This window comes from Sphaerospermopsis aphanizomenoides BCCUSP55, assembly GCF_001586785.1.
Lineage (GTDB): Bacteria > Cyanobacteriota > Cyanobacteriia > Cyanobacteriales > Nostocaceae > Sphaerospermopsis_A > Sphaerospermopsis_A aphanizomenoides_A.
In genome coordinates this window covers 19836-33162 of sequence record NZ_LUFH02000070.1, presented here as the reverse complement: position 1 = coordinate 33162, position 13327 = coordinate 19836, and the positions used below count along the sequence as shown (strand labels likewise).

12 protein-coding genes are annotated in these 13327 nt (G+C 37.3%); 5 read left to right on the top strand and 7 right to left on the bottom strand.

Features of this window, described 5'->3' with window-relative positions; all coding sequences use genetic code 11:
• From A0J48_RS17645 to A0J48_RS17635, 3 genes are all read right to left on the bottom strand, one after another.
• Window positions 1-431: AAA family ATPase (locus tag A0J48_RS17645; protein ID WP_200325302.1), on the bottom strand; the 431-nt coding region annotated here is incomplete at its 3' end.
• 78 nt (window positions 432-509) lie between these two features.
• Window positions 510-1745, bottom strand: a complete 1236-nt coding sequence (locus A0J48_RS17640; RefSeq protein ID WP_200325300.1) for an LL-diaminopimelate aminotransferase — start codon at window positions 1743-1745, stop codon at window positions 510-512.
• A 353-nt stretch (window positions 1746-2098) separates the two neighbouring features.
• Window positions 2099-2845 (bottom strand): PEP-CTERM sorting domain-containing protein, encoded by a 747-nt coding sequence (locus A0J48_RS17635; RefSeq protein ID WP_234300992.1) that lies wholly within the window; start codon window positions 2843-2845, stop codon window positions 2099-2101.
• A gap of 445 nt (window positions 2846-3290) precedes the next feature.
• On the opposite strand from A0J48_RS17635, the gene A0J48_RS17630 reads away from it, so the two are divergent.
• The 4 genes from A0J48_RS17630 to A0J48_RS17615 all read left to right on the top strand — a co-directional run bounded on the left by A0J48_RS17630 (window position 3291) and on the right by A0J48_RS17615 (window position 7408).
• Window positions 3291-4001, top strand: a complete 711-nt coding sequence (locus tag A0J48_RS17630) for a TIGR04283 family arsenosugar biosynthesis glycosyltransferase (RefSeq protein ID WP_200325298.1) — start codon at window positions 3291-3293, stop codon at window positions 3999-4001.
• Between the two features lie 66 nt (window positions 4002-4067).
• Window positions 4068-4781, top strand: coding sequence for a TVP38/TMEM64 family protein (locus tag A0J48_RS17625; protein WP_200325297.1), 714 nt, complete (start codon window positions 4068-4070; stop codon window positions 4779-4781).
• A gap of 97 nt (window positions 4782-4878) precedes the next feature.
• Window positions 4879-5592, top strand: coding sequence for a TVP38/TMEM64 family protein (locus A0J48_RS17620; protein ID WP_234300991.1), 714 nt, complete (start codon window positions 4879-4881; stop codon window positions 5590-5592).
• A gap of 268 nt (window positions 5593-5860) precedes the next feature.
• Window positions 5861-7408 (top strand): mercuric reductase, encoded by a 1548-nt coding sequence (locus A0J48_RS17615; protein ID WP_200325293.1) that lies wholly within the window; start codon window positions 5861-5863, stop codon window positions 7406-7408.
• 90 nt (window positions 7409-7498) lie between these two features.
• Here A0J48_RS17615 and A0J48_RS17610 read toward each other — a convergent pair whose 3' ends face one another.
• Together A0J48_RS17610 and A0J48_RS17605 are read right to left on the bottom strand one after the other, a co-directional pair.
• Window positions 7499-7756 carry a hypothetical protein gene (locus tag A0J48_RS17610; RefSeq protein WP_200325291.1) on the bottom strand — a complete coding sequence of 86 codons (258 nt, stop codon included), beginning with the start codon at window positions 7754-7756 and terminating at the stop codon, window positions 7499-7501.
• A 275-nt stretch (window positions 7757-8031) separates the two neighbouring features.
• Window positions 8032-8889 (bottom strand): SDR family oxidoreductase, encoded by an 858-nt coding sequence (locus A0J48_RS17605; protein ID WP_200325289.1) that lies wholly within the window; start codon window positions 8887-8889, stop codon window positions 8032-8034.
• A gap of 642 nt (window positions 8890-9531) precedes the next feature.
• Here A0J48_RS17605 and A0J48_RS17600 point away from each other — a divergent pair.
• Complete coding sequence (locus A0J48_RS17600; protein ID WP_200325287.1) at window positions 9532-11136, top strand: peptide ligase PGM1-related protein; 1605 nt, start codon at window positions 9532-9534, stop codon at window positions 11134-11136.
• 181 nt (window positions 11137-11317) lie between these two features.
• Here A0J48_RS17600 and A0J48_RS17595 read toward each other — a convergent pair whose 3' ends face one another.
• Together A0J48_RS17595 and crcB are read right to left on the bottom strand one after the other, a co-directional pair.
• Entirely contained in the window at window positions 11318-12394 is a 1077-nt protein-coding gene (locus A0J48_RS17595) for a hypothetical protein (protein ID WP_200325285.1), read from the bottom strand.
• 421 nt (window positions 12395-12815) lie between these two features.
• Entirely contained in the window at window positions 12816-13214 is a 399-nt protein-coding gene (gene crcB / locus A0J48_RS17590; RefSeq protein WP_200325283.1) for a fluoride efflux transporter CrcB, read from the bottom strand.
• Window positions 13215-13327 lie beyond the last annotated feature (113 nt).

The following is a 13327-nucleotide window of genomic DNA, read 5'->3' as shown; positions in this document are numbered from 1 at the left end:
ATATATTCTAATGTGTTTTCTTGTTCTTCCTTATAAGTGATAATTATTTTGACTTCTTGCGCTTGGAATTCAGATATTTGATAATCAAACGCGATAGCAATATTATTTAGTATTTCTGACTGATTACTAACATTGAATATTTCTTTTTGGACTTCTCGCTGTAAAAAATCAATGTATTTATTTAAAACATTATCCAATATTTCAGCCGTAATTTTAATATTTATACCTCCTGCTATTTGCTCATCAATTATATCTAAATATTCCATCGCAAATTTATTAATTAAATCTTGATTACAAATCGCCCATAATAATTGAGCAACATAACTTTTACCACTATTATTTCTGCCAACAAATACAAAAAAATCTTTATTTAAATCAATGGCTTGAGTATTATTTTTAATAGGTCCTAAATTTTTGATGATCAATTTCATATAAATTCACCTCTCAACTAACATACTCATAGCTCAAGTCTAACAAAAAGTCAGGTGGGCATCGCCCACCACAACAGACTAAACCTTAAACTTCTCAGTGATCCGCTTCATTGCTTCTTCCACATTTTCCCGACTGTTAAACGCAGAAATACGGAAATAACCTTCACCCGCAGCACCAAAACCAGAACCAGGAGTTCCCACAACATTCACGGTTTGCAGCAACTTATCAAAAAATTCCCAACTGGTTAAATTATTAGGAGTTTTCACCCATACGTAAGGCGCATTCACCCCACCGTAAACCTGTAAACCTGCATTGGTGAGTTGTTGACGGATAATTTTGGCGTTTTCTAAATAAAAACTTACCAAAGCTTTAATTTGCGCTTGTCCTTCCTCAGAATAAACCGCTTCCGCACCTTTTTGGACAATGTAAGAAACACCGTTAAATTTGGTAGACTGACGACGATTCCATAATTTCCACAGTTCTACATCAGAACCATCTGCGGCTTTGGCGGTGAGGTTTTTGGGAACGACGGTTAACGCGCAACGAGTTCCAGTGAAACCTGCGTTTTTGGAGAAAGAACGAAATTCGATCGCACAATCTCTCGCACCTTCGATTTCATAGATAGAATGGGGAAGGCTGGGATCGGTAATGAATGCTTCGTAAGCAGCGTCAAAGAAAATAATTGAACCGTTAGCTTTTGCGTAGTTTACCCACTCTTGTAAATGTTCCTTGGTTGCAGTCGCACCGGTGGGGTTGTTGGGAAAGCAGAGATAAATTAAGTCTACTTTTTCCTTGGGTATTTCTGCGGTGAAGTTGTTCTCTGCGGTGACAGGGAGATAAACTAAACCTGCATATTCGCCTTTTTCGTTAGCATCTCCAGTGTTACCCGCCATGACGTTAGTATCGACGTAAACGGGATATACGGGGTCAGTAACGGCGATTTTGTTATTTTTGCCAAAAATCTCTAAAATGTTGCCTGTATCGCACTTAGAACCGTCGGAAATGAAGATTTCATCGGCTTCTATAGCTGCGCCTCGTGCTTGGAAATCTTGTGCAGCGATTTTTTCCCGTAACCAAGCATAACCTTGTTCTGGACCGTAACCTTTGAAGGATGAGCGATCGCCCATATCTTCCACTGCTTTAATCATCGCACTGCGGCAAGCTTCTGGCAAGGGTTCGGTAACATCACCAATACCCAAACGGATGATTTTTGCATCGGGGTTAGCTTGCGCGAAAGCATTTACCCGTCTCGCAATTTCGGGAAATAAATAACCAGCTTTTAGTTTTAGGTAGTTGTCGTTAACAGTAGCCATTGTAGATTTTGAAGAAACGCACTAAAATAGCTTACTGCTAAATAAATGATGTTGTTAAAACAATTGATATCCCAGAAGCCAGGGAATCAATTCCCTGTCTAAAAGCTAAAGTCGGTTCAAACCGACTATTTAACCTGTATTTATTCTATTTTCAAAATAAATTGTGAGCTGATCATAATCAGAGTGCGTTAAAACGCACTTGAACTATTAGCCCAGAAATTGATTTCCGGGTGGGTTTGAAGAGGGGTAAAAAAATAAGCCGCTACAGGTATTATCCCACGGCGGCCTGATCATTATTATTCGACTACAATGTTTAACAATTTTGTGTGCAAGCTGCAAAGCTTTATTAACTATTAGTTGTTAGCAAAATTGCGACGACGACGAGCCATTACCATACCAGTAGCTACTAAACCTAGACCAAACAAGGAAGCGGGTTCGGGTACTCTTGCTTGTGGTGGGGGTGGAGTTTGTCCAGGCAATGCTTGATACCATTCACTATAACCTTCAGTAGCTGTAGTCGCAGGATTATCAATGCTTTGGACGTGGAAAGCAACACCCAATTCTTGAGGGTCAGCTAAGAAAGCGTCTATCAACTGTTGTTCTGTAGTGCTTGCATCTTTCAAAGTAAAGGTTACTTCTAAGAATTCTCCCGGGTTAATTACACTATTTGCACTTCCATTTTTATTGTCAGCAAGAACTTCAACCCCCCATCCAGCAGAGTTATTTATATTGTTTTGTCCTGCTGGATCCCACTCAAACTTATAATTAGTGTTAGGAGAACCAACTATAGAGGAAGTTGTATTTCCTTCGAGAAAATAGTCAGAGAATCCAGTGTCAGTTCCAAAATAAACCTTGGATATGAAAGTGCTGTTAGTAGGATTAGTGGAAGTATTGTTATCAATCCTAAAAGTTACTGTACCATTACCATTAACTGTAAAACCAACATCATACCAATCAGCATTAGCATCATAATCATTATTGGTATTTAAGGAGTAAGTTGTTAAAGATGCTGCTTGGGCTGAGGTTGGAGTCATGGCTAATCCAAAGCCGCCAAGTGCGATCGCCGCAGAAGCTATTAAAGCTGAGAATTTGTTTTTCATTTTGTGTGATTACCCTGGATGGTTAAGGGAGTTAATATTTGATTGTTTATATTTTTCTCTGAATTAACTATTCTACGTATATTGAGGAAGTGCAAGAGTACCAATAGTATTTTTACTTGGTCTTGATAAAAATATGACAAATATAAATTTTATGTAAAGGCTGTTGGGAAGTAAGGTCTGATCTGGTGACAATGCTTCTGAAAGTTTGACTGACAAAGCTTTGTAAGATTTGGAACTGTAGAGTCTAATTATAGCTTCTACCTTTTGCAGCACTTCCGGAGGTCTACTTCAGTCAGTATATAAGCAAAAATACTGAGCAATTTGGCAAACAAACAGGGAATGGAGAAATACTTGAAGCATCAAGCAGCTTTCACTCTTGACTTGTAAAGTCTGCTATATATGATGTCGCTCATTACCTGTAATCACTGGTTCTTTTTTCCTAATTATGCTTTCATCTTGGGATCATGCCAAAATTTCCATTATTATTCCTACTCTCAATGAAGCAAATAACATTGAAGCAGCAATTACCAGCACTCAACCCAGTACAAATGTTGAAATCATAGTTGTTGATGGTGGTTCAACAGATGATACACCAGCGATCGCCCAAGCATTAGATGTCAAAGTTCTTTCTTCTCCTCCTGGTCGCGCTGTACAAATGAATATAGGTGCATCAGTGGCAAGTGGGGAAATTTTGTTGTTTCTCCATGCTGATACCCGCTTACCCACTAATTTTGATACTATGATTCGCACAGCATTACAAAAACCAGGAACTGTAGCTGGTGCTTTTGCATTGCAGATAGATTCACCGTCATGGGGTTTGCGATTGGTAGAGTGGGGAGTAAAATGGCGATCGCACTTTTATCAATTACCCTACGGCGACCAAGCTATTTTTTTAACTAAACAAACATTTAATGACATCGGTAATTTTCCAGAACTACCCATTATGGAAGACTTTGAACTCATCCAACGGTTAAAACTTCTGGGAAAAATTACACTGCTTAAAGTACCTGTGATCACTTCACCACGCAGATGGTTAAAAAAAGGAATTTTCATCACTACCTTGCTTAACCAAATCATAATTCTTGCCTACTTACTCGGTGTGTCACCAGAACGAATTCGCAGTTGGTATCGTCGAGAAAAATTTAGGAGGATTTAAGCCAGTTCTCATTTAATTAGCGTATCGTGGAGTGTGGTAATTGGTGAAAATCAGGTTATTCCCATAATGCCGAAGCACAAATACCGATTTAATAGCAAATTTAAACTATTAATGATTGGCTGTTTAGTTGCAACTTTGATAATTGTCAGCAAAATCATTAACCTACAAGAACTGCTGCAAATCTCAGTTATTTGGGTGCAAAGCCTAGGTATTTGGGGACCAATTGCATTTATTCTGATTTACAATTTGGCAACTTTACTATTTATTCCTGGTTCTGTATTAACCTTAAAAGGTGGTTGCTTATTTGGTTTATTTTGGGGTTCTGTATATGTATTAATTGCTGCCACTACGGGAGCAATTTTAGCTTTTATTGTTGGACGTTACTTTTCTCGTGATTGGGTTTGTCAACAGCTTGAGAAACATCCTAAATTTCAGGCTATTAATCAGGCCGTTGCTAAAGAAGGATGGAAAATTGTTTTATTGACTCGTCTTTCTCCCATATTTCCCTTCAATTTATTAAATTATGCTTTTGGAGTCACACAAGTTAGCCTCAAAGACTATATATTAGGTTCTATTGGCATTATTCCTGGTACTGTCATGTACGTATATATGGGTTCTTTAGTTAGTAATGTAGCTATGATTAACACATCTCATCAACTAACTAGTCCAGAAACGCAAATTTGGCAATGGGTGATGCAAGGAGTTGGTCTAATATCTACAATTGCTGTGACTTTTTATATTACTAAAATTGCTCGCCAAGTTCTGAATAAAAGTATATAGTTATTCTTTTTTGTACAAGTCAATCTGATTTTTTTCATTTTCACCAGTCATGAATATTAAACCTAGAATTCATCTAAATAACAGCTTCTATAAATTTATGAAATTAACAGCTTTAATTACTTCTGCATTACTCATGGTTTGTTTATTACACACAGACTTGGCTTTAGCACAGCCGTCTTTCAATACATCCTCTTTCAATTTTCAAAGTATTTTCAGAAATGCTTTACAGTGGATTGATAGTTTAGGTTCTATAGGAGCAATAGCCTTTATTGCTATTTATATAATCGCTACTGTGGTATTTTTACCAGGATCGATTTTAACTTTAGGTTCTGGTGTTATATTTGGTGTAGGTTGGGGTTCTCTGTATGTATTCATAGGTGCAACTCTCGGTGCTACAGCAGCATTTTTAGTGGGACGTTATTTAGCAAGAAGCTGGGTTGCTGAGAAAATTGCAGGTAACAAAAAATTTGCGGCTATTGATAAAGCTGTAGGAAAAGCAGGATTAAAAATTGTCTTATTAACGCGACTGTCTCCTATATTTCCTTTCAATTTATTAAACTATGCTTTGGGAATTACAGGTGTTTCTCTACAAGATTATTTTATTGGTTCAGTGGGCATGATTCCCGGTACAATTATGTATGTTTACATAGGTTCTTTAGCAGGAAATTTAGCCCTAATTGGTACTGAATCTCAACCTACAGATCCGACTCTAACATGGATGATGAGAATTGTTGGTTTTTTGTTGACAGTCGTTGTGACCATTTATGTAACTCGCATTGCCAAGCAAGCTTTAGAGGAAGAAGTATCATGAAATAATTGATAATTGATAATTGATAATTGATAATTTTTTTTAAAATGTTAAATACACAACTTACACAATCTGCTTCTGGGTATATGTATTGTAAATACAACACCGGATTAAGTTAAAACTAGATAGCAATTACCATTCACATGAGGTACAAGCTTTAATAATTAAACGCAGATGGACGCAGATAAACGCAGATGATTTTGTGCTTCACCAGACTAGGAAATGCTATGATTACAAGATAATTTATACTACACCTTTAGAGGTACTATTAATGTCTAATTTAGAATTTGAAAGAATTACAGTTCTACCAATGGATGAGTATAATCAAAGGTTGGTAGCTCATGTTCATCCTGGAATTTGGGTTAATCCCAAACCTGCTGATTGTTATGATTTGGTAGTCATTGGTGCGGGTACAGCAGGACTAGTTGTAGCTGCGGGTGCTGCGGGTTTAGGTTTGGGTTTGAAGGTAGCATTAATTGAAAAACATCTCATGGGAGGAGATTGCTTAAATGTGGGTTGTGTTCCATCTAAATCTTTAATTCGTTCTTCCCGTGTAGTTGGTGAAATTTGGAAAGCCAAAGATTTAGGTGTGAATATTTCCCAAAATATTAATGTTGATTTTGCCACAGTTATGGCTAGGTTAAGGCGAATTAGAGCAGGTATTAGTCATCATGATTCCGCCGCCAGATTTAAAAATTTAGGTGTTGATGTATTTTTAGGTGCGGGAAAATTTGCCAGTAATAATACTATAGATGTGGATGGTCAAATTCTCAAGTTTAAAAAAGCGGTAATTGCTACTGGTGCAAGAGCGGTAAAACCGGAAATTCGTGGTATTGAAGCAGCAGGTTTTTTAACAAATGAAAGTGTATTTTCTTTGATTCAAAAACCAGAAAAATTAGCGGTAATTGGTGGTGGTCCCATTGGTTGTGAATTAGCTCAAGCTTTCCGTCGTTTGGGTTGTGAAGTGACACTATTTCATAACAGTTCTCACATTCTCCCCAAGGAAGATAGAGAAGCGGGGGAAATTTTGCAACGGGTTTTAACTAATGAAGGTATCCGTTTAGTGCTGAATTCTCAGTTAGAAGAAGTGGTGACAGTGACGGAAGGAAAAAGACTGTATTTTTCTGTGAATGGACATCGAGATTCAGTGACTGTGAATGAAATTTTAGTCGGTGCGGGACGTGCGCCAAATGTGGAAGGTTTGAATTTAGAAGCGGTGGGTGTAGAGTATGATCAAAAGCATGGTGTGAAGGTGAATGATTATCTGCAAACCACTAACCCGAATATTTATGCTGCTGGTGATATCTGCATGAATTGGAAGTTTACCCATGCAGCGGATGCAGCCGCACGAATAGTAATTAAAAATACACTGTTTTCTCCCTTTGGTTTGGGACGTTCTCAGCTAAGTAGTTTAGTTATGCCGTGGGTGACATATACTGACCCAGAAATTGCCCATGTGGGGATGTATCCAGAAGAAGCGGAAAAATTAAGTATTGAAATCACGACAATTAAGATAGCTTTTAATAATGTAGACCGTGCGATCGCAGATAGTGAAGAAGCAGGATTTTTAAAGATTCACCACAAAAAAGGAACTGATGAAATTCTCGGTGCAACCATTGTTGCTAGTCATGCAGGAGAAATGATTTCCGAAATTACTACAGCCATTGTCAATAAAATTGGTTTGAGTAAACTTAGTAGTGTGATTCATCCTTACCCAACTCAAGCCGAAGCAATTAAAAAAGCGGCGGATGCTTATCGACGCACACTGCTAACACCAAGAACTAAAAAAATATTGGGATTTTTAACTAAGTTTTCTTGATAGGTTGACCTTTGATAAGATTCTCATAAATAATTAATTGAGAATTTCATCAGGCATAAGTTATTAAATTGTCAATTGTCAATTGTCAATTCAAAGTTCCGATGCCGTATCAGGAGCAATAATTTCTCCAGTACCCATTGTCAATATCATATCCTGGTCGGTAATCAATTCATTCAGTTCTTTCACTTTTAAATTCATCGTTTCACAAGCTTGGCGTAATTCTTGAGCAAATGTTGTAATATCGTCTCCATAGCCACATTGATAAGCAGCAATTTGAATTCCCTGTTTGGCATTTGCTCTAGCACAATCTACTAATTCTGTCCCATGTAATTTTGTTGGTGACACCATAGATATAGTTATTATTGATTTTACTATATTCCCTAAATACATTATCAATCATTGCAGCTTAAATCATCCCTCTAATGACAGAATATAGCTCCCTAACTTTTCCCAGAAGTCAGGTAGCTAGGGATGAGTGATTCAACAATGGACAATTAACAATGGAAAATTGACAATTACCTCTCCTTCCTTCCCTGGACGTGAAAAAAAAGAGAAGTTTTAAACCTGGAATCAAAAAATTGTCAATTATCAATTATCAATTGTCAATTATCAATTGATAAAAATCAGCCGTTGACTATTTCCCCACCATTAGGATGTAAAACTTGACCAGACATATAAGCAGAGTCATCAGAGGCTAAAAATACAAAACTTGGTGCTACTTCTTCTGGTTGTCCGGCTCTACCCATTGGTACTTGTGCGCCAAAACTTTCTACTTTTTCTTCTGGGAAAGTGGAGGGAATTAAAGGTGTCCAAATTGGTCCAGGTGCTACAGCATTAACGCGAATTCCCTTGGAGACTAAATTTTGTGATAGGGAACGAGTAAAGGCAACAATTGCACCTTTTGTAGAGGAATAATCTAATAGTTGGGAACTGCCTTTATAAGCCGTCACCGAAGTTGTATTGATAATTGCACTTCCTTCATGCAAATACTTCATCGCTGCTTTTGTGAGGAAAAACATTGAGAAAATATTAGTTTTAAAAGTGCGCTCTAACTGCTCTTGGGTAATCTCTTCAATGCTACTTTTAGGGTGTTGTTCAGCAGCATTATTAACAAGAATATCGAGCTTACCAAACTCATCTACTGTTTGTTCTACCGCTCGTTGACAAAACTTTTCATCAGTAATATCGCCAACAATAGATACAGCTTTGCGTCCTTGTTGTTCAACTAAATTTTTGGTTTCGTTGGCATCTTGATGTTCTTGTAAGTAAACTATGGCAACGTCTGCTCCTTCTTTAGCAAATGCAATAGCTACAGCACGGCCAATACCACTATCTCCGCCAGTAATTAAGGCGATTTTATCTTTTAATTTACCACTCCCCCGATGTTGTTCATCTTCTGCTTTGGGTTTTGGTTTCATTTCCGATTCTAAACCAGGAGATTCCTGTGTCTGGGGTGGTTGTAATGTTTTTTTCGCTGGCATAATAATTCACCTCAAAGTTGATTATTAAAATTACTAAAAATAAACCTTGGATCGAAATTTCAATCCAAGGTTTATTTTTGGTTTTACCTTCCATCAGTCCTTTTCAATTTCATACTTTTGTTTCTGGATATTTGCCAACCGCACCAATCTCTGGCAAATGTGCGCGGCTTACTCCTCACATCTACACAAGCTCTTAATCCAACCACTGAAAACAAGTACACAACTCTCTATTGATGAAAGATTTATTCTTATCATCTGCTCTCAATTTAACTATTATTTATTTGGTATTTATCGTTCTCTGGAAATAAAGAAACAATGTTTGTGGTCACTCTTAAGGGATATTAATTATTAATTTCCACATATAGATTTTGAATGATGTAGGACTTACGCAAGATGTGGCTAAAAACCTTATTATTACATAGCAGTAATTCATGAATTACCGCTACTTTTATTCTGTGTTGCGTAAGCCCTGTGATGAATAATCTCACCAATTCTATTGTAGTTAAGAACTTATAGCTGAGGAAACGGAACAGAGAAAAGTAGATAAATTTACAAAAAGATACATCAAAACTCACCATCTCCAGTCTTGCGTAGGATATACCTGAAATAGCACAGAATTGGGATCTATTCGGAGTATGGGTTATGGTGACAATGAATATTTCCGAGTTAGAGCAGATTGAGAAGTTTCGCAATTTACAATTAACTTTGCGCGATCGCTGGAAAACTAGTGAGTTATTTGACAACAGCGAAGCCGATATTTTAATTATTCCTTCTTTGAGCATCGATCAACGAGAACTGCAAAAAGTAGAAGGGTGTGAACATTATGAAGAAAGATTACTTTTTTCGTTAATTCGATTAAGAAATCCCCGCACCAGGTTAATTTATGTAACCTCAATGCCACTACATCCTAGTATCATTGATTATTACCTACAACTTCTACCCGGAATCCCATTTTCTCATGCTCGTCATCGCTTATTATTACTTTCTACCTATGATTCTTCCCTAAAACCCCTCAGCCAAAAAATTTTAGAACGTCCTCGGTTAATAGAAAGAATTCGTCAAGCTTTGCGACTAGATAAAGCTTTTATGGCTTGTTACAATTCCACATTTTGGGAAGCAGAATTATCACTAAAATTGGGTGTACCCTTATATGCTGCTGCACCAGATTTACAAATTTGGGGGACAAAAAGTGGTAGTCGGCAAATTTTTGCTCAAAGCGGTGTACCTCATCCAGATGGTAGCGAATTAGTTTGGAATTCCACAGATTTAGCCACAGTAGCGGCTGATTTATGGGAACGTCAACCAACATTACAAAGGATGGTTGTTAAACTGAATGAGGGAATTTCTGGAGAAGGAAATGCAATTTTGGATCTGCGTCCGTTGATGAATGTTGCACCAGGTCAAAATTCTCATGCTCAAAGAGTAGCAGCCATTAGCGATCGCTTCTCAAATATGCGCTTTCAAGCTACACAAGAAACCTGGGCTAATTTCTCCCAACGTATCCCAGAATTAGGTGCAATAGTAGAAGCTTATGTAGAAGGTGAAATCAAATTTTCTCCCAGTGTGCAAGGACGCATCACACCAAATGGAGAAGTAGAAATTCTTTCTACCCATGACCAAATTCTCGGAGGACCAGACGGACAAATTTATCTTGGCTGTCGCTTTCCTGCTGATGAAAGTTATCGAATACAATTACAACAATTAGGTTTACAAGTAGGTAGAAAACTAGCAGAAAAAGGTGCAATAGAAAGATTTGGTGTTGATTTTGTCGTTGTTGAGCAAAGTAATGGTCAATGGGATATTCAAGCCATTGAAATTAACCTCCGCAAAGGTGGTACAACTCACCCATTCATGACCTTGAAATTATTAACCAATGGACGCTATGATTTGTCCACAGGTTTATTTTACAGTCAGCAAGGAAAACCCAAATATTACGTCGCCACAGATAATTTACAAAAAGACCGCTATCGGGGATTATTACCCAATGATTTAATGGATATTATTGCCCATCACCGATTACATTTTGATACTGGAACTGAAACAGGGACAGTATTTCATCTCATGGGTTGTCTGTCTCAGTTTGGTAAATTGGGACTAACAAGTATTGGCAATTCTCCCCAACAAGCAGAAGATATTTATAACAAAGTCATCAAAGTTCTTGATCAAGAAACAAGTGGTGAACAGAATAATTATGACCTATTTGCAGATTATGCTTTTCCCATTGCTGGAGATGCTGCTGGTTATTAATTTAGGAGTCATATCATGTCCGCATAATCACTTGCGATATACAGCAGATTCCTTTGTGATGAGGTACAGTCTAATCTTCTTGGTTTTCGACTTCTGCCTTCTGTCTTGAAATAAAATCTACCTCATTATACCGGGAAGTGCTGTATGTCTTGGTTCATTAAGTCTGAGCAGTTGTGTAAGTCTATCTTGCCCTATATCTGCCCACTGTAATCGCAACTACATGGCTTGATTCATCAAGGGATGATATCATTTCTATATATGCACCTGATTTCCCATACACATCGTTTCGGCTGGGACTAGGCCCAAAAATAAAGCCAATAGGTATATCTTCATTCTTATCTGTTAAAATAATCAGCGTACCTGTACCAATTCCACTGGTTGTGCGGCGAGAATCATTAAAGTGGGCATTCATGCCTGAACAATCTAATACATCTACAGCATAAACATTATATTGATTCCAATTTATTTCTTGACTGTTTTTCCTTAAGTAATCTGGTACATTGTTTGGGGACAACTGTAATGGACTATCAAGAAGCACCATAAAATGCCCATTTGCGCCATAACCAATATATCCAAAAGATAATATATCTCCTGCTTTTGCCTGCCGAAAATCACCGTTAGGCACACCATAATAATTTAGCCCTTTCTCTTCAAAATATGTGCTATCGACATTGCCCGATACATAATACCAACCTGAATCTTCCTCATCTTCATTAATGGTTGGGAATAAAGGAAAGGCTATCGCAAATTCAAAAGCCGAGGCAACAACACCACGTTCAGCAAAGTGGATTTCATGCATTCGGTGTATGTTGTCAATGAGTTCAGAGTAGGCATCTTGTCCATTTAAACCAACTGCTGACAATACTCGACAACCATAACCTACGCAATCTACTTCACAAGTAAAGGTGAATTGAGATCGAGAGTAAGTGATATTAGGAAATGCTATAGGCCATGCAGACTCATGGAGTAAGCCGTATTCAAAATAATAGTCCTGACCTATATAATAATTGCGATCATTTCTTTTTGGTAGCCCTTCTGGATTCTCATACTTGTTAATAACTTGATACTTTTGATTGTTGATAACAATATAATTAGTTTCTGAATCTACGTTGATTACATTTCCTGTGTTTTGTTGTTGCACAGCCAGAAAAGGTTGAGCAATACCCTGTGCTGCGTCTAAAACTGATGTATATTTTTGTGTATTATATTGTTTGGGATTTGCAAAAAAATTGTATTTTGACTGAGTGAAAGTAGACATTATTTAGTAATCTCCATTTTATGTAGGTAAACTCAAACTTTGGATGGAAATAAATCCTCAAACCGAAACGCTGACGATATTCTTCAAGTATGCTTTTTCTGAGAAATGAAGAGTTGAGTTAAAATCAGGAATTTTCAACTTTAGTTAAATTCAGTAAAATTCAGTTCAACTCAGTAAAATTCAGTTTAATTCAGGTATCCCTATCGTGATGAACCTGAGTCAAACTGAGTAATATAGCAGTAGCCAATGTGGTTAGGACATGATGAATCTCCGAAACTGAGTAATAATAAGGATTTCACTCTTGTCTTTTGCCGCTTGCCTCTTGCCTTCAGCTATAACTCTTTCATCTCCAGAGAATAGTTTAAAATATGACTTGTATGCTCGTAATTTCTCTCATGAAAATCAGAATTTAGCAAATGACTTACTTAAAAAAACGAGCAATAATTACACCTAACTGTACACAAATAACTCCGAGAATGGCGCTACCAAGCCAATAACTAGTTGCAGTCAATAAATTACCATTACGCATTAAAGCCACAGATTCTAAACCGTAAGTAGAAAAAGTAGTATATGCACCTAAAAAACCCGTTGCAACCATTAACCGTAATTCGGGAGAAATAATTGCTACCTTCTCCACAGCCCAAGTAGTAAAAAATCCCATTGCTAAACAACCACTGAGATTGATGAAAAAAGTTCCATAGGGAAAACTGATACCAAATCTTTGGGCAAACCATAATGTTAAATAATAACGGCTTAAAGCACCAGCGATCGCACCTAGACTAATAGATAATGCTTGGCGCAGGTTAGGATCTTGCAGCATATTAGAGATTGAACCAGCATCAGCTGATTGTATTTTGGCAATTTAATCGGAAAACCGTACCATGATAATAGGTTTTCATCACTGTACCTGAAAGTTGAAGTCTATACAATAAA

Excerpts from the sequence above, each read along its gene's own strand:
- A0J48_RS17615 (WP_200325293.1), top strand. The coding sequence starts at position 5,861 with ATGTCTAATTTAGAATTTGAAAGAATTACAGTTCTACCAATGGATGAG.
- A0J48_RS17595 (WP_200325285.1), bottom strand. The coding sequence starts at position 12,394 with ATGTCTACTTTCACTCAGTCAAAATACAATTTTTTTGCAAATCCCAAA.
- A0J48_RS17610 (WP_200325291.1), bottom strand. The coding sequence starts at position 7,756 with ATGGTGTCACCAACAAAATTACATGGGACAGAATTAGTAGATTGTGCT.
- A0J48_RS17600 (WP_200325287.1), top strand. The coding sequence starts at position 9,532 with ATGGTGACAATGAATATTTCCGAGTTAGAGCAGATTGAGAAGTTTCGC.
- crcB (WP_200325283.1), bottom strand. The coding sequence starts at position 13,214 with ATGCTGCAAGATCCTAACCTGCGCCAAGCATTATCTATTAGTCTAGGT.
- A0J48_RS17630 (WP_200325298.1), top strand. The coding sequence starts at position 3,291 with ATGCTTTCATCTTGGGATCATGCCAAAATTTCCATTATTATTCCTACT.
- A0J48_RS17620 (WP_234300991.1), top strand. The coding sequence starts at position 4,879 with ATGAAATTAACAGCTTTAATTACTTCTGCATTACTCATGGTTTGTTTA.
- A0J48_RS17640 (WP_200325300.1), bottom strand. The coding sequence starts at position 1,745 with ATGGCTACTGTTAACGACAACTACCTAAAACTAAAAGCTGGTTATTTA.
- A0J48_RS17605 (WP_200325289.1), bottom strand. The coding sequence starts at position 8,889 with ATGCCAGCGAAAAAAACATTACAACCACCCCAGACACAGGAATCTCCT.
- A0J48_RS17635 (WP_234300992.1), bottom strand. The coding sequence starts at position 2,845 with ATGAAAAACAAATTCTCAGCTTTAATAGCTTCTGCGGCGATCGCACTT.
- A0J48_RS17625 (WP_200325297.1), top strand. The coding sequence starts at position 4,068 with ATGCCGAAGCACAAATACCGATTTAATAGCAAATTTAAACTATTAATG.